Annotated in this window: 16 protein-coding genes; 15 read left to right on the forward strand and 1 reads right to left on the reverse strand. The window is 54.7% G+C overall.

What is annotated here, in order from left to right; translation table 11 throughout:
* Positions 1-72: 72 nt before the first annotated feature.
* Complete coding sequence (locus tag ACUVTU_RS03170; protein ID WP_445888516.1) at positions 73-1803, reverse strand: L-lactate permease; 1731 nt, start codon at positions 1801-1803, stop codon at positions 73-75.
* 439 nt (positions 1804-2242) lie between these two features.
* On the opposite strand from ACUVTU_RS03170, the gene ACUVTU_RS03175 reads away from it, so the two are divergent.
* The 15 genes from ACUVTU_RS03175 to ACUVTU_RS03245 all read left to right on the forward strand — a co-directional run bounded on the left by ACUVTU_RS03175 (position 2243) and on the right by ACUVTU_RS03245 (position 16264).
* Entirely contained in the window at positions 2243-3649 is a 1407-nt protein-coding gene (locus ACUVTU_RS03175; RefSeq protein WP_445888548.1) for an FAD-binding oxidoreductase, read from the forward strand.
* The gene (locus ACUVTU_RS03180) at positions 3642-4928 is read left to right on the forward strand and encodes a (Fe-S)-binding protein (RefSeq protein WP_445888517.1); all 1287 of its coding nucleotides are present in this window, start codon (positions 3642-3644) and stop codon (positions 4926-4928) included. Before ACUVTU_RS03175 ends, ACUVTU_RS03180 begins: the two co-directional genes overlap by 8 nt.
* 187 nt (positions 4929-5115) lie before the next feature.
* Positions 5116-5916, forward strand: coding sequence for an electron transfer flavoprotein subunit beta/FixA family protein (locus ACUVTU_RS03185; RefSeq protein WP_445888518.1), 801 nt, complete (start codon positions 5116-5118; stop codon positions 5914-5916).
* A 35-nt stretch (positions 5917-5951) separates the two neighbouring features.
* Positions 5952-6959: an electron transfer flavoprotein subunit alpha/FixB family protein gene (locus ACUVTU_RS03190; protein ID WP_445888519.1), complete on the forward strand. Its 1008-nt coding sequence runs from the start codon at positions 5952-5954 to the stop codon at positions 6957-6959.
* A 14-nt stretch (positions 6960-6973) separates the two neighbouring features.
* Positions 6974-8410, forward strand: a complete 1437-nt coding sequence (locus ACUVTU_RS03195) for an FAD-binding oxidoreductase (protein ID WP_445888520.1) — start codon at positions 6974-6976, stop codon at positions 8408-8410.
* A 144-nt stretch (positions 8411-8554) separates the two neighbouring features.
* Positions 8555-9706 (forward strand): sensor histidine kinase, encoded by a 1152-nt coding sequence (locus ACUVTU_RS03200; RefSeq protein WP_445888521.1) that lies wholly within the window; start codon positions 8555-8557, stop codon positions 9704-9706.
* Between the two features lie 4 nt (positions 9707-9710).
* Positions 9711-10361 (forward strand): response regulator, encoded by a 651-nt coding sequence (locus ACUVTU_RS03205; RefSeq protein ID WP_445888522.1) that lies wholly within the window; start codon positions 9711-9713, stop codon positions 10359-10361.
* 153 nt (positions 10362-10514) lie between these two features.
* A complete protein-coding gene (locus ACUVTU_RS03210) occupies positions 10515-10694 on the forward strand; it encodes a hypothetical protein (RefSeq protein WP_445888523.1) in 180 nt (59 codons plus the stop codon).
* Positions 10695-10727: 33 nt separating this feature from the next.
* On the forward strand, positions 10728-10916 hold the full coding sequence (locus tag ACUVTU_RS03215; RefSeq protein ID WP_445888524.1) for a Flp family type IVb pilin: 189 nt from the start codon (positions 10728-10730) through the stop codon (positions 10914-10916).
* Positions 10917-11023: 107 nt separating this feature from the next.
* A complete protein-coding gene (locus ACUVTU_RS03220) occupies positions 11024-11527 on the forward strand; it encodes an A24 family peptidase (RefSeq protein WP_445888525.1) in 504 nt (167 codons plus the stop codon).
* 7 nt (positions 11528-11534) lie between these two features.
* Positions 11535-11948, forward strand: coding sequence for a TadE/TadG family type IV pilus assembly protein (locus ACUVTU_RS03225; RefSeq protein ID WP_445888526.1), 414 nt, complete (start codon positions 11535-11537; stop codon positions 11946-11948).
* An 11-nt stretch (positions 11949-11959) separates the two neighbouring features.
* Positions 11960-12889 (forward strand): pilus assembly protein TadG-related protein, encoded by a 930-nt coding sequence (locus ACUVTU_RS03230; RefSeq protein ID WP_445888527.1) that lies wholly within the window; start codon positions 11960-11962, stop codon positions 12887-12889.
* Positions 12890-12912: 23 nt separating this feature from the next.
* On the forward strand, positions 12913-13617 hold the full coding sequence (gene cpaB / locus ACUVTU_RS03235; RefSeq protein WP_445888528.1) for a Flp pilus assembly protein CpaB: 705 nt from the start codon (positions 12913-12915) through the stop codon (positions 13615-13617).
* Between the two features lie 17 nt (positions 13618-13634).
* Positions 13635-14879, forward strand: coding sequence for a response regulator (locus tag ACUVTU_RS03240; RefSeq protein WP_445888529.1), 1245 nt, complete (start codon positions 13635-13637; stop codon positions 14877-14879).
* 44 nt (positions 14880-14923) lie between these two features.
* Positions 14924-16264 carry a CpaF family protein gene (locus ACUVTU_RS03245; RefSeq protein ID WP_445888530.1) on the forward strand — a complete coding sequence of 447 codons (1341 nt, stop codon included), beginning with the start codon at positions 14924-14926 and terminating at the stop codon, positions 16262-16264.
* Positions 16265-16279: the final 15 nt, after the last annotated feature.

The raw sequence follows: 16279 nt of genomic DNA on the forward strand, positions 1-16279 counted from the left end.
CCAAACAGCAAACCAGCCCCCGTTTGGGCGGAGGCTGGTTTGTTGCTTGTTGCTTATTATACCTTATGCCCTTTATGCCCTTTGCTCAGACTGCCGGGCAGCAACTGCCGCCAGCACCGCCACAATTATTCCAGTGATTAACAACACTGTGGTCGCACCCTGGGCGGCTGTGGCCGCTGCCGCTTTGGCCTGGGCTATGGCTTCCGGAATTATGCCGGGGAAGACATACGCCTGCAGCATGGACAGCATACCAATAAAGGTAGTAAACAAAATACTGTGGGCGATGGTGAAACGGAACAAATCCCCTTCCTTACCCACCAGGCCGGTGGAAGCGCAGCCCACAGCAATACTCTGGGGCGAAATCATCTTACCGGCCACACCGCCCGAACTGTTGGTAGCCACTGCCAGCACCGGGTTAATGCCCATGGATTCGGCGGTGACCTTCTGCATATTGCCAAACAGTGCGTTGGCCGAGGTATCACTGCCGGTAATCAAAACACCCAGCCAGCCCAGAAAGGCGGACATAAAGGGGAACAGCGCGCCGGTAACAGTAAAGGCCTGGCCCAGGGTAGGTGTAATGCCCGACCAGTTAGCTACATAGGCAAAGGCCAGCACGCTGGCTATGGTCAACAGAGCAAACCGCAGGCTCTTCAAGGTCTCCCAGAAGGTGCGACAGAACATAGCCGGACTGATCCGCAAGATCAGTGCGGTAATAACCGCTGCCAGCAGGATGGAGGTTCCCGTAGCCTGCAACCAGTTGAACTTGAATACTACAGCCACCGGCTTGCCCCCGGCAATGATCAACTGGTCTATGGCCATGGGGAATTTCAAGGTATATTTATCCAGCAAAGCCTTGACATTGTTTAATCCCCAGTCGCCAATCAGGACGGTCAGTATAATAAAGGGCGACCAGGCTTTGAAAATAACTCCCGGACTATGTCTTTTTACCTGCAAAGTAGCCGGCGGCTCATCCTTAAACCGCCACACGCTCCTGGGTTTCCAAACCCGCAGAAACAGAACCAGGGAAATGATGGAAAGCAGAGAGGCAATAATATCGGGCAACATGGGGCTCAGATAGTTGGCCGAAAACCACTGACCCAGGGCAAAGGATACCCCGGAAACCAGAATGGCCGGCAATACTTCTATGGTCTTTCTCCAGCCGGCCATAATGAATACCAGCCAGAAGGGTACCATCACAGTCAAAAAAGGCAGCTGGCGGCCCACCATCTTGCTGATTTGCATGGCCTCAATACCGGTTACCGCCCCGGCAGTAATAATGGGAATGCCCACACCGCCAAAAGCCACCGGAGCAGTATTGGCAATCAGGCAAATCCCGGCAGCGTACAGCGGGTTAAATCCCAGGCCGACCAGCATGGCCGCAGAAATGGCCACCGGTGTGCCAAAACCGGCCGCCCCTTCTAAAAATGCTCCAAAGGAAAAAGCAATCAGCAGAGCCTGCAAACGCCGGTCATCAGTAATTGAAGCAATGGAATCCTTAATGATTTCAAACTGCCCGGTTTTCACCGTCAAATTATACAAAAAGACTGCCGTGATCACAATCCAACCGATCGGCCAGAGCCCAAACAATGCCCCGTAGGCTGCAGCGCCCAGGGCCAGTCCGGCCGGCATCTGGTGTACCATGATGGCTATGCCAATAGCAATAAGTGCCGTAATCAAACCCGCCCAGTGACCTTTCATACGCATGATGGCCAGGGCAAAAAACAGGAAAAAGATGGGCAGTGCATCCACCAGTGCCGAAAGAGCTATGTTACCCAGTGGATTGGTCACCATTTCCCAGGTCATTGCCAGACAACCTCCTTTTTTAACAAATCAAGGCACTAACTTTTCCCCCAACCGCATCTACTTTTTCCCCCAATGTTTTCACGCGCTTACGCGCCTATCTAGTAACACACCACCTCGCAATCCCAATATTTTAAATTGCCACCGAAACCCACCAGCAGTTAACGCCAGGCGACCATATTAACTATTGACCATGTGGTATTTTGGTATGACCACCATATCATCACGCTTTTTGTTATTCTATAAATTTTCACATTTTCCTGCAGTTTGAGCAAAAGATAATACAAAATTTTTTTTGAATTAGTCGCCAATACCCTGCAGGATTTCTTCTGGGGGTGCCGAATACCTCTATATACCAGGTGGCCTGACCACCATATCACATGCCACCGAAACACTTTACCTAATTTGAAATATAAGGCAGGTGAGCATAAACTTGTCCAATATTGATGCAGCTACTTTAGAACTGGTTAAAGTTCTGGGGCAGGAAAATGTGCATACTTCTTATGAAACCCTGCTTTGCTACTCCTACGATGCTACTCCAGACCTGCCGGTTCGGTTGCCTGAGGTTGTGGTCACACCCGGCTCTACCTCACAAGTGATCGATGTAGTCAAAATTGCCCGCCGCTATAAAATGCCTGTATACCCCCGTGGTGCGGGCACCAATTTGAGCGGCGGTTGTGTGCCTGTACATGGTGGCATTGTTTTATCTACCATAAAGATGAATAAAATACCGGAAATCGACCCGGATAACCTGGTAGCAACCGTACAGCCGGGGGTGATCATTCAGGATTTAAACAATGCCGCCCAACCCCATGGTCTGATGTACCCTCCCGACCCGGGTACGGTTAACACAGCGACCATGGGGGGAAGCGTTGCTGAATGCTCGGGTGGTTTAAGGGGGCTCAAGTACGGTGTTACCAAGCACTATGTTATGGGCCTGGAAGTAGTGCTGGCCGATGGCCGGGCAGTGTTTTTCGGCGGCAAAACTGTAAAAAACGTTACCGGTTACGACATGGTGCGGCTATTTACTGGCTCGGAGGGCACTTTAGGAATAATCACCCAAATAATTGTCCGGCTCATCCCCATACCAGAGGCGCGCAGTTCCATGCTGGCTGTTTATGCCGACCTGCGCGACGCTGGCAATACCATTCGGGACATTATCCGGCACAAGGTAATTCCTGCTACAATGGAAATTATGGATCAAACCACCATCCGCGCAGTGGAAGGCTATGCCCGCGTAGGGCTGCCTACCGCAGCCCGAGCTGTACTGCTCATTGAAGTTGATGGTATGCCCGAGGTAGTCCAGCGGGAAGAACAGATTGTCCTGCAGGTGATTAAACAAAACAACGGCCAGGTCACTCTGGCCCAAAACACTCAGGAGAGGGATAAACTCTGGGCTGCTCGCCGGGCCGCCCTGCCGGCCCTGGCCCAACTTAAACCAACCACCATTCTGGAAGATGCTACCGTACCCCGCAGCAAAATTACCGATATGTTGCTGGCAGTTGAAGAAATTGCCCGCAAGTATAACCTGACCATTGGTACTTTTGGTCATGCCGGAGACGGTAATCTGCATCCCACTATTCTTACCGACAGCCGCAACCAGGAAGAAATGCCCAGAGTACACAAAGCAGTTGAGGAAATCTTTCAAAAAGCACTGGCCCTGGGGGGCACCCTTTCGGGCGAGCATGGTATTGGCCTGGCCAAAGCCCGCTTTATGATTAACGAACTGGGACCAAACGGGCTGGATGTAATGGCCAGTATAAAAAAAGCTCTGGATCCGGATGGTTTGCTCAACCCGGGCAAAATCTTCCCGCCTTCTATCTACAATGAGGGATATAAATATGGTTAAGGATCATAGCCTGGCTTTATTGACAGAAGAAGCACACCGGTGTATGAAATGCGGCAACTGTCAGGCGGTTTGCCCCATTTATAAGACAGTCCAAAATGAGATGGGGGTAGCCAGAGGCAAAATCCACCTGGCGCAATTAATCTTTAATAAAGACCAGAAAGCACTTAACCGCAATATGCAACGTCTTTTTGAGCTCTGTCTAAATTGCATGGCCTGCAGTGAAAATTGCCCGTGTGGTGTCCAGGCCGACCAGATCATCCTGGCCGCCAGAGCTTTTCTGGTCAGGGAACTAGGTTTGCCCGCCGGGAAAAGGTTTGCCATGCAAATATTATCTCATCCCCTGTATGCACAGCTGGCGGCAGGAACCTTATGTAAAGCCCAGGGACTCTTCTTTAAAAAGGTACCTGGCGGTATGAAGGCGCGCTTTCCTCTGCCTGTCAGCGGCCTGGATTTTAGGAGAGTGCTGCCTCCCCTGGCGGCCGTCCCCTTTTTAAAACAGGCCCCGGAATGTCTGCAGGTCAGTCCATCCCGCCTGAGGGTGGCCTTTTTTGCCGGATGTGTTACCAACTTCATCTACCCCGGCGTGGGCACTGCTATGCTTGAGCTGATGCAAAGCCACCAAATTGAGGTGGTTGTACCCCCACAGCAACATTGCTGCGGTACCCCGCTGTTAATCCACGGTGACCGGGAAACGGCCCGACAAATGGCCCGCTCGCACATCGATATTTTTTCACAGATAAGTGATCTGGACGCCATCGTCACTGTTTGCGGTACCTGTGGTGAAGCCTTTACCAGGTACTACCCGGAACTTTTACAGGACAGCCCGGCAGAATATGAAAATGCCCGGCAGCTGGCCGCCAAAACCTGTGATGTCAGTCAATTTTTTAGTTCCCTGGCCCCCCTGGACAGGCAGAAATTGAAGCCACTCCAGCTCAAGGTTACCTATCACAGCCCCTGTCACCTGACCAGAGGAATGAGAGTGAAAGAGCAGGCTATTGAGTTGATTAAACAAATTCCCGGCGTGGAATTTGTGCCCCTGCGGGAAGCAGAACGTTGTTGCGGCGGTGCCGGCTCCTTCAGCCTAACCCATTACGAGCTGTCGCGACAGATTTTGCAACAAAAAATTAATAATATCGCCGCCAGCCAGGCTGACGCCGTAGTCACCGGCTGCGGTGCCTGCCGGATGCAAATAGCTGATGGGCTGGCCCAGCAGAATATGCCGGTCAAAATCCTGCACACTGTAGAACTCCTGGCTTCTGCTCTTCAAGGCAACCAGTAAGACTGTACGGATGATTGACCAGCCACCCGGCATAAAAATCATAGTATAGTACGTTCATACGCTCATGACCTGTAACATGAACCCGGGAAAAATACCGGCATATTACCGCCATGTGGTATGACCATCACATCTATATACCTGATTAAACAGACAACTCATGATTAACCTTCTGGAGGTGTAAATTTCTATGCACATTGCTGTACTGATCAAGCAAGTTCCGGGCACGGACAATGTCAAAATGGATCCGGAAACCGGGGTAATGATCCGCACCAATAAAAACAATGTGATCAACCCTCTGGATGAAAACGCTCTGGAGGAAGCCATCCGCATAAAGCATGCCCTGCCCGGCACCAAAATAACCGCCATCTCCATGGGGCCGGAATCGGCCCTGAAGGCACTGCGCGAAGCGATAGCCATGGGCGCCGACCAGGCTGTACTGATCTCGGGTCGGGCCTTTGCCGGCTCGGACACCATCGCTACCGCCCGGGTACTCAGCGCGGCCATTCACAAAGCCGGACCGGTAGATCTTGTCCTGTGCGGTGAACGGGCCACAGACGGCGAGACCGGCCAGACCGGCGCCATGGTGGCAGCCATGCTGAACATACCTGTGCAAACCTATGTCAGCAAAATTGATCTTGACCAAACCGGTCATGGTTACCAGTTAACTGTAAGGCGCATTGTCGAGGGTGGTTTTGAAGTGGTCAGTGTACCCTGTCCGGCCCTGATCACAGTGGTCAAAGATATTAACATCCCCGGTCTGCCCACTCTAAATGGTAAAATCCGGGCCCGGCAAACCGAAATTCCCATCTGGGGTCCGGAAGACCTGGGTTTGGAGAAGTCCCAGCTGGGCCTCACTGGCTCACCCACCCGGGTGGTGAAGATTTTCAGTCCCAGGCTGGCCCGCGATACAGCCATGCTGCGGGAGGATGGCAGCGGCAGCAGTATTCAGCAATTGCTAGACCATCTGCGCCAAAAAGAAATTATTTAAATCGACATGCAAGTCATAAGGAGGTAGCCAGAATAATGAGTACCAGTCCATACAGCGGCGTCTTTGTACTGGGTGAACAAAAAGATGGCCAGATCCGCAGCGTTACCTACGAGCTGCTCAATCGGGGGCGGACGCTGGCCGACCGGCTGGGGACATTCCTGGCCTGTGTGATCCTGGGAGACGAGGTGCGCAACCTGTCCGAATTGCTTTACCGGGGAGCCGACAAAGTGTTTTATATTAAACACCCCTCTTTAGCCAACTTTTTGCCCGGCACTTATACCAATGCCCTGGTCCAACTGTTTTTGGAAGAAAAACCCGACATTGTCGTGGCCGCCGCCTCCACCACCGGGCGTACCGTAATGCCCCTGGTAGCGGCCAAATTGCTCACCGGGCTGACAGCCGATTGCACTGTGCTGGATATTGACCCGCAGGAAAAAATCCTCCTGCAAACCCGCCCGGCCATTGGCGGCAATATCATGGCCACCATCAAGACTCCCTGCACCAGACCCCAAATGGCCACTGTAAGGCCCAAATCCTGCCCGCCGGCAGCCCGGGATGAAAGCCGGACGGGGGAAATTATTGAAAAATGCTATGCAGACGCTATTTTTAACACTCCGGAAAGGTTTGTACAATTCATCCGCGATCTCAGCCGGGAAGTGGATATCCAGGAAGCGGACATTATTGTGGCCGGCGGCAAGGGACTGAAAAACAGAGAAGGCTTCAAGCTGGTGGAAGAACTGGCCGCCGTGCTGGGGGCCGGCGTGGGCGCCACCCGCGATGCCGTAGAACTGGGCTGGATATCCTACCCCCACCAGATCGGCCTGAGCGGCAAGACGGTAGCCCCCCGCCTGTATATTGCCGTGGGCATATCGGGTAAAATTCAGCACCTGGCTGGTATGCAGACCTCGGAAATTATTGTCGCTATTAACAAAGACCCCGAGGCACAAATTTTTAAAGTAGCCGATATTGGCATTGTAGCCGATGCTTTTGATGTACTGCCGGCCTTAATCAGGGAACTGAAGAAAGCTAAAGCTGCCTGCTAAAGGAGGAAATGGCCATGGCCCATCCATACAAATACAATCCGGTAACCAGGGAAATTTTACAGCAGCTGCAAGAAATCGTAGGACCGCAAAACGTGGTTGTGGATGAAGAAAAAATGGAAGTTTACAGCCGGGATGAGGTCTCGGAAGCCATGTGGCAAAAGATGCCCGAAGTGGTGGTCAAGCCGGAAACGGCTGCTCAAATTGCCGCGATCATGCGTCTGGCCAATCAAGAATTAATCCCGGTTACTCCCCGGGGCGCCGGTACCGGGCTCTCGGCCGGTGCCGTGCCCATGCTGGGCGGCATTCTCCTCTCCCTGGAGAGAATGAACAAAATCCTGGAACTGGACCGGGAAAACCTTTTTATGGTGGTAGAACCGGGGGTGACCACCGGAGAAATTCAAAAAACGGCTATGGAACACGGCCTGTTATACGCCGGTGACCCCTGCAGTGCGGACAGTTCCTTTATCGGCGGCAACGTGGCTGAAAATGCCGGTGGCAATAAAGCGGTAAAATACGGCTGCACCTCCCGCCACGTCTATGGACTGGAAATTGTCACCCCCCAGGGAGAAATCACCACTTTTGGCGGCAAGTGCGTAAAAGACGTCACCGGCTATGACATTGTGCACCTGATGGTGGGATCGGAAGGCACTCTGGGTATAGTTACCAAGATCTACTTAAAACTAATGCCTTTGCCCAAATACACTGCCGACCTGCTGGTGCCCTTTGACAGCATGGAAAAAGCCATCGAGGTTGTACCCAAAATCATGGCCAACGGCGGCATTATTCCCACCTGTCTGGAGTTTATGGATAAATATTCTATCAAAGCGGCCGAAATGTACTTGAACCGCCAGCTGCCTTACAGCGATGCAGCAGCCTATGTAATCATCGAAGTTGACGGATCTTCAGAAAAACAAGTTGAGGATGACTACGAAACCATTGGCCGCCTCTGCCTGGAAAACGGAGCACTGGAAGTATTTGTAGCCGACAACCTTTCGGCCCAGGAAAAAATCTGGAAATCCCGTAAATGCTATGCCGAAGCGCTGCGCATGCTCAGTCCAGTCTATTGCATGGAAGATATTGTGGTGCCCATCAGTAAAATACCCGAAGCCCTGAAGGAAATTGAGCGCATTGCGGAAAAATATGCGGTTAAAATTCCCAGTTGCGGCCATGCCGGCGATGGTAACATCCACTGCACCCTGCTGAAAGAAGACCGGGACGAACCCACCTGGCACGATTTAAAAGAAAAAGTCCTGGATGAAATCTACAGCATGGTTTACCGTCTGGGCGGCAATCTGTCGGGCGAACACGGCATTGGCGCCAAGCGCAAGGAGGCCATGAGCAAATATGCCGATCCGGTACAACTCAAGATACTGCAATCCATCAAAAAAGCCCTGGACCCCAACTGGATCTTGAACCCCGGGAAAATTTTTGATCCACCGGCTCAACTGTAATATTTTTCCCAGGCTCGCACTGCTGCGGGCCTTTTCCTTTATCCCGAAGTGTTACCCACGGCATACTTCCTTTTATCCGCAAAAAGGATATTTGTGATTTGATGAGAATACTTTTTTAAGATATTTTTCAGGGAAGGTAGACCCATGAAAGTTGACATCAACGCCCTGGACAAAATAATCAAAAACTTGATTAATATCATTGAAAACAGCCAGGAAGAGATTTACAATATTGCTGAAAACGCCCGCCAGGAATACCAGCGGGTGCGCCAGGATATCGAGCAAATCCGCCAGGAAGTAAGCATAACCATTCAGGAAGTGGACCGGCTGGAAGTAGCCGAGCGCAGGGCCCGGCTGCGGCTGATGGAAGTGAGCCGCAACTTTAAGCACTATTCGGAAGAAGACATCAAAAACGCCTACGAAACCGCCCAGTCCATCCAGATTGAGCTAATCAAGCTGCGGGAGAAAGAAAAAACCCTGCGCTTCAAAAGAGACCACCTGGAGCTCAGCCTGAGGCGCCTGCAGGAAACCGTGGAGCGAGCGGAAAGGATGGTTTCCCAGGTGGGCATGGCCATGCAGCTTTTGCGCCATGATCTTACCGTACTCAGCGAAAAACTGGGAAATATATCTAATATACAGCAGCTGGGCCTGTCCATCATTCTGGCCCAGGAGGAAGAACGCAAAAGGGTGGCCAGAGAAATTCACGACGGACCGGCCCAGTCTCTGGCCAATATTGTCATGCGGGCCGAATTTTGTCTGAAATTGCTGGAACTCAATCCCGAACTGGTGCGCAATGAACTCACCGCCCTGCAAAGTCTGGTCCGGCAAAGTCTACAGGATGTGCGCAAAATTATCTTTGACCTGCGCCCCATGGTACTGGATGATCTGGGTCTAGTGCCGGCCGTAAAAAGGTACCTGGAAGAATTCAAAACCCGGGACAATATTAATTACGAGTTCGTCCTCAGGGGCCAGGAACGGCGCCTGGAAACCACACTGGAAGTGGCCGTTTTCCGCATTATCCAGGAGGCCCTGAACAATATCAAAAAGCACGCCGGGGCCTCTTTTGTGCTGGTAAAGCTGGAGCTGGCCCAATCCAGAATCAACGTATCGGTTAAAGACAATGGCTGCGGTTTTACCCCGGAAACAGTACTGCCCCGCCCGGACGGCAGCGGTTTTGGGCTGCGGGGCATCAGAGAGCGCCTGCAATTGCTAAATGGAGGTATCAGCATACATTCCGCCCCGGGGAAGGGAACCGAACTCAGCTTCTGGGTGCCTGCTAATGACAACTTGGGAGGATAGGAGCATGTCCATAAAACTGCTCATTGCCGACGACCATGCTTTGATCAGAGAAGGTTTGCGCAAAATCCTGTCCATAGAACCCCGCATCCAAATAGTGGGAGAGGTGGTCAATGGTCAGGAAGCGGTTGACTTTTGCCGGCACCACCAGGTGGATATAGTGCTCATGGATATTAATATGCCGGTGATGAACGGCATTGAGGCCTGCCGGATCATCAAGGAAGAGCAACCGGACATCGGGATCATCGCCCTGACCATTCACGACCAGGAAGACTACCTTTTTGAGATGATTAAGCACGGCATTTCCGGGTATGTGCTCAAAGATGTCCATCCGGACCGGCTGATTGAAACCATTCTGGGCGTGGCCCGGGGCCAGTCATTTATTCCCCCTTCCCTGACCGCCCGCGTGCTGGCCGAACTCAGCCGCCTGTCCACCAGCCCATTAAGCACCAGAAAACAGCAGGTGCTGACCGAGCGGGAAATGGAGGTGCTGCAGCTGGTGGCCCGGGGCAAAAGCAACAAGGAGATCGCCCAAACTCTATATATCAGCGAAAAAACTGTCAAAAATCACCTGACCAACATCTTTCAAAAGATTGGGGTCTGCGATCGCACCCAGGCCGCCTTATATGCCATCAAAGAAAAACTTGTCGCCCTCTAAAAGCCCTGTCCTCCGGACGGGGCTTTTGCTTGGACTTTGGTCCCCAAAAAACCCGACCAGGGCGACCGGAAAACTGAGACTGTTGTATCATGTAAAAAAATCCATTAATTACTAGAATAATGTTTAGCCAGACCGGACAATTGAAGAGAGGTGGTGCTGGAACTGAGTGGGTTAATCGACCTGTGGACCAATGACAGCGCCCAGAGCATTTCCGAGTACGGACTCATCCTGGCCCTGATTGTGGTTTCTATCCTGGTGTCATTCAAACTGATGGTCTACAACATACCCTCCGGCATCCTGCCCGTTGCGGAACAAATCAGGAGCAGTCACTAAAAACAGCAAACCAATTAAGGAGGTATAAAACACATGAAAGAAATGTTTCTGCACTTGCTGAAGGACGAAAGCGGCCAGGGCATGGCCGAATACGGCTTGATTCTGGCCCTGATTGCCGTGGTCTGTGTCCTCGCCCTCACCACCCTGGGTGGAGGACTGCGGGACAAGTTTAATGAGGTGAACAACAACCTGACTCCGGCCGGTGGTGGCGGTGGGCAATAATCAGCAGCAGCACCCCTTCCTTTAATAATGTACAGCAAACTCTATTCAGTGCAATGGACCCTACTTAGTGTGCTAAGTAGGGTCCATTGCCCACGGGGGATGATCAAATGCTTCCCGCAACCATTTTGCTGGCCACCATCCTGATTTCCATATATACCGACCTGAAATACCGCAAAATATACAACGCGGTTCTCCTGCCCTCCTGGGCGGCCGCCCTGCTCTATCACACTTTTACTGCCGGCTTAAGCGGACTTTTGTTCAGCACCAAAGGGACCGTGCTGGGCCTGGCGCTGCTACTCATTCCTTTTATGCTGGGCGGCATGGGGGCCGGCGATGTTAAACTGCTGGCGGTAATTGGCGCCTGGCAGGGCGCGGATTTTGTCTGGCTGTGCTTTTTGCTCACCGCTCTGGCGGGTGGCCTCATTGCCGCCATCCAGCTGACCAAACAGCGGCGGTTCTGGCTGACGCTGCAGTATGTGCTGCTGCTGTTCGTCCCGGGTACCCCGAAAAAAGGCGCCCTGGGCGATCTGGCTACCGCCCGGGCCGGAGACACCTTCCCCTATGGCCTGGCCATTGCCGCCGGCACACTGGCTACCTACCTGATGAGGTGAGGATAAATTGCGCAGGCATTTCCAACGACTCGGGACCAATCAGCGCGGACAAACCCTGGTGGAAATAGCCATCATTCTGCCGCTGCTCATTTTGCTGCTCATGGCTACCATTGAATTCGGGCGCATCTTTTTCACCTACCTGTCGGTGACCAGCGCAGCGCGCGAAGCGGCCCGCAGCACAGTCATCTCCGCGCAAAAGGACGACTCCACCATCCGGCAAAGGGTAGAGGACGCCGCTTCCTGGCTGACCGCCCGGGACCTGGCGGTGGAGATCAGTCCGGCCGCAGAAAATAGCCGTACCAGCGGGGTGCCCCTCACCATCACGGTTTCCTATCCGGTCGTCTTGTACACGCCTCTGTTCAGCCAGATTATGCCCAACCCTTTTACAGTAACTGCTCAGACCACCATGCGCATAGAGTGAGGTAACCGACCATGCCGTCCGGTAAATTTATCCGTGAAGAAAAGGGCCTGGCCCTGGTGCTGGTATCACTGGCCATGACCGCCCTGCTGGGCACCCTGGCCCTGGTCACCGACCTGGGAATGGTCATCCTGACCAAAAGCCGGCTGGCCAGTGCCTGCGACGCCGCCGCTCTGGCCGGAGCCAGTGCGCTGCCCGATACCGGCCGGGCCATCCAGATCGCCCAGGATTATCTGGAATACAACGGCGTGCCGGCCGGGCAGGCCGGGGTAACCGTGACCGCACAGGGAAATTATTCCGTGCTACGGGTCAGCGCCAGCCGCCGGGTTGATTATATTTTCGCCCGGGCCCTGGGCTTTGACTCCACCACGGTCACCGCCAGTGCCGGAGCGGCCCCGGGCGGGGTCAGCTCGGCCATCGGAGTGGTCCCCTTTAGTATTCCCGACCAGGAGCTCAGGTTTGGCGTAGAGTATACTCTCAAGCTGGGAGCCGGCAGTGGTGAGCAAGGTAACTACGGCGCGCTGGCTCTGGGAGGAAGGGGCACAGATAACTACCGCCAGAATATCATGTACGGTTACCCCTACCGTCTGGGGGTGGGCGACGAGGTGGAAACCGAGCCGGGCAATATATCAGGCCCCACCTGGGAAGGAGTTACCTACCGCCTCAGCCAGGATACCCACCACTGCACACCGCAGAACTATCGCGCAGACTGTCCCCGGGTGGTGGTGGTGCCGGTGTACGACCCGGCCACCATGAACCAGGGCCGCAATACCGTGCGCATTGTGGGCTTTGCTCTGTTCCTGCTTACCGGAGTGGATAGCCAGGGCCGGAGCAGCTATGTGCATGGCTATTTTCTGCAGTCCTTTCCCCCGGATCTATGCCAGGCCAGCATCACGCCCGGCCAGAAAACATACGGACTGCAGGCGGTCAAACTGATGGAATAAGGATTATCGCAGGAGGAGCAATAATGCGCAACAAACTGGTATTCCTGCTGGCAATCGCTTTTGGCCTGCTGGCCGCGCTGGGCGTTTACCGGTACCTGCAAAACCTGCAGGAAAGCTACCGCGCTTCGGGCAACTACAAACCGGTGGTGGTGGCCCGGCAGGTGATTGCCGCCCGCACCATGATCACCGAACAGATGGTACAAACCAAAGACATCCCTGTGGAAATGATTCAACCCGGTACGGCCATGGAACTAAGCGAAGTGGTGGGCAAGGTGTGCCGCAGCGAGCTGTATCCGGGCGAGCCCATCCTGACCGACCGCCTGTACCGGGAGCAAGATCCGTCCAGCGATCTGGCCCTGCAGATACCGCCCGGACAAAGGGCGCTCACCGTGCCGGTCAATGAAGTCAGCGGCCTGGCCGGCCTGCTCCGACCGGGCGACCGGGTGGATGTGCTGGTCACCTTTGATCAGGCGGCGGACAAAACCTCCCTCAGCACCCTGCTGCTGCAAAATGTGCGGGTGCTGGCCGTGGGACAGGCCACGGCCGGTGCGCCAGGAAATGACAAAAAAATCAGCGTACAAACCGCCACCCTGGCCCTGGCCCCCGAACTGCTGCCCCAGCTCACCCTGGCGACGGAAAGAGGCAGCATCCGTCTGGCGCTGCGCTCGCCCAAAGATCAGGGCGTAGTTAACCTGCCTTCGGCCCGCCTGGCCAATTTAATCCGCTGAGCAGGAGGTATCCGGCCATGCCCGAAATCAAGGTGCTCATTGCCGATGATATTCCCAACACCCGGGAAGATATCAAGCGCCTGCTCTTTTTTGAAGAAGGCATCACGGTGGTGGGCGAAGCCAGCAATGGCCAGGAAGCGGTAAACCTGGCCACCAGCCTGAGCCCCGACATTGTGCTGATGGACATCAACATGCCCCGCCTGGACGGCATCCAGGCCACCGAAATCATTGCCAGCCAGTGTCCGGCAACCGCCATCATCATCATCTCCATTCAGGGCGAACAGGAATACCTGCGCCGGGCCATGGCCGCCGGTGCCCGGGAGTACCTGGTCAAGCCGTTCAGCAGCAATGAACTGGCCGAAACCATCCGCCGGGTCCACGAAAGCACCCAAAAGCGTCTCAGCTTGCTGGGACAGCCCGGCCTGGCCGCTGCGCCGGCAAAAACCAGAACCGGTAAAATCATGGCCTTTTTCTGCACCAAAGGCGGAACCGGTAAAACCACCCTGGCCTGCAACCTGGCCGTGAGCCTGGCCCAGCTGAGCAAGCAAAAAGTGGCGCTGGTGGATCTGGATCTGCAGGGCGGCGATGTCAGCGTCATGCTCAACATCAGCGCCCGGGGCAGCATTGCCGATCTGGCCCAGGAAGCCGACCATCTGGATGCCGCCCTGCTGGACAGTTATCTGGTACCGCATCTTTCCGGTGTAAAAATCCTGCCGGCCCCGGCCAGTCCCGAACAGGCCGAACTGGTTACGCTGGAACGGGTGGAAGAGCTGCTGCGCCTGTTACAGGAAAGCTTTGATTACATCCTGGTGGACACTGCCCCCATTTACAGCGACATCAACCTGGCCGTCCTGGATGCGGCCAGCCAGATTTTTCTGATCGCCAACCAGGACCTGCCCTGCTTGCGGCACGTCAAGATCAGCCAGGAAATCTTCCAGACCCTGGGGCACAGCGACAAGATCCGGCTGATCGTCAATAACTCGGGCAATGAAGGCGGGATCAAACTGGCCGACCTGGAAAAATCGCTGAACCTGACCGCCTATGCCATCATCCCCGCCGATGACAAAGTCATCCGCAGCAGCATCAACCGGGGGTTGCCGGTGGTGATGGCCCAGCCCGGCAGCAAGTCGGGGGAGGCCATGCACAGCCTGGCCGGCCGGCTGGCCCACAGCCGCGCTCCGGCCGGTCAGGCCACCCCCTCCCCTGCCCCCGAACCGGCTGCCGGCAAACGTTCCCTTATTGGTCGAATCTTTAGCTTCTAGAGGTGGTGGCGAGGTCCCTGCGGCCCAGGCTGGCGAAACAAAAAGTGCTGTACCTGGAAAAAGCCGAAGCGGCCGAACTGCCGCTGTCCCGCCGGGAGATGCGGCAGTCCAACCGGGAACAGCTGCAGGAGCTGGTGATCAATCTGCACAAAAAAGTGATCGCCCAGCTCAAAGACGTGCCCGAGGAAATTAAGGAAAATCAGAGCGAGCTGGTAAAAAAGATTGAAACTCTGGTCGCTGAATTGCTGGAAACCGAGGCGCCCGAAATTTCCCGGACCCAGAAACAGCTGATCGCCGCCGAAATTATTGATGAAACCGTTGGTTTCGGGCCGATCACCCCGCTGCTGCAGGATCCCGGCATTTCTGAAATCATGGTTAACGGGCCCCACCAGGTGTACGTTGAGCGCAACGGCAAACTGGTGCTGACCGGCGTCACTTTCCGCGACAACGCCCATGTGCTGCACATTATTGATAAAATAGTGGCCCCCATCGGGCGGCGGATTGATGAAAGCATGCCCATGGTGGACGCCCGCCTGCCGGACGGCTCGCGGGTGAACGCCATCATACCACCGCTGGCTTTAAACGGCCCCACCATCACTATTCGCAAGTTTTCCCGCAAACCCTACACCGTCGAGGACCTGATCGGTTTTGGCACGCTGACTCCGGCCATGGCCAGATTCCTGGAAGCCTGCGTGAAATCCCGGCTGAATATTGTGGTATCCGGGGGCACCGGCAGCGGTAAAACCACCACTTTGAACGTGCTTTCCTCATTCATACCGGCCGACGAGCGGATCATCACCATTGAGGATGCCGCCGAGCTCCAGCTGCAGCAGGAGCATGTGATCACCCTGGAAAGCCGCCCGCCCAATATTGAAGGCAAGGGCGCCATCACCATCCGCGACCTGGTGCGCAACAGCCTGCGCATGCGCCCCGAGCGCATCGTGGTGGGCGAGGTGCGGGGCGGCGAAGCCCTGGATATGCTCCAGGCCATGAACACCGGGCACGACGGCTCCCTGACCACCGGCCACGCCAACTCACCGCGGGACATGCTCTCCCGCCTGGAGACCATGGTGCTGATGGCCGGCATGGATTTGCCGGTGCGGGCCATCCGGGAACAAATCGCCTCGGCCATTGACTTGATCATCCAGCAAAACCGCTTCCGGGACGGTTCCCGGCGGATCACCCATATTACCGAGGTGCAGGGTATGGAAGGCGATGTGATTGTATTACAAGATTTATTTGTGTTCAAGCAAACCGGTGTGGATGAGCACGGCCAGATCAAGGGCGTTTTCCAGAGCACGGGTATTCGTCCCAAATTTATCTCCCGGCTGGAAGCCAGCGGTATCAACCTGCCGCCATCCATCTTCAGCCCGTCAATTTTTTAACCCCGGGGAGGAAAG

Source organism: Desulfurispora sp. (genome assembly GCF_052744395.1).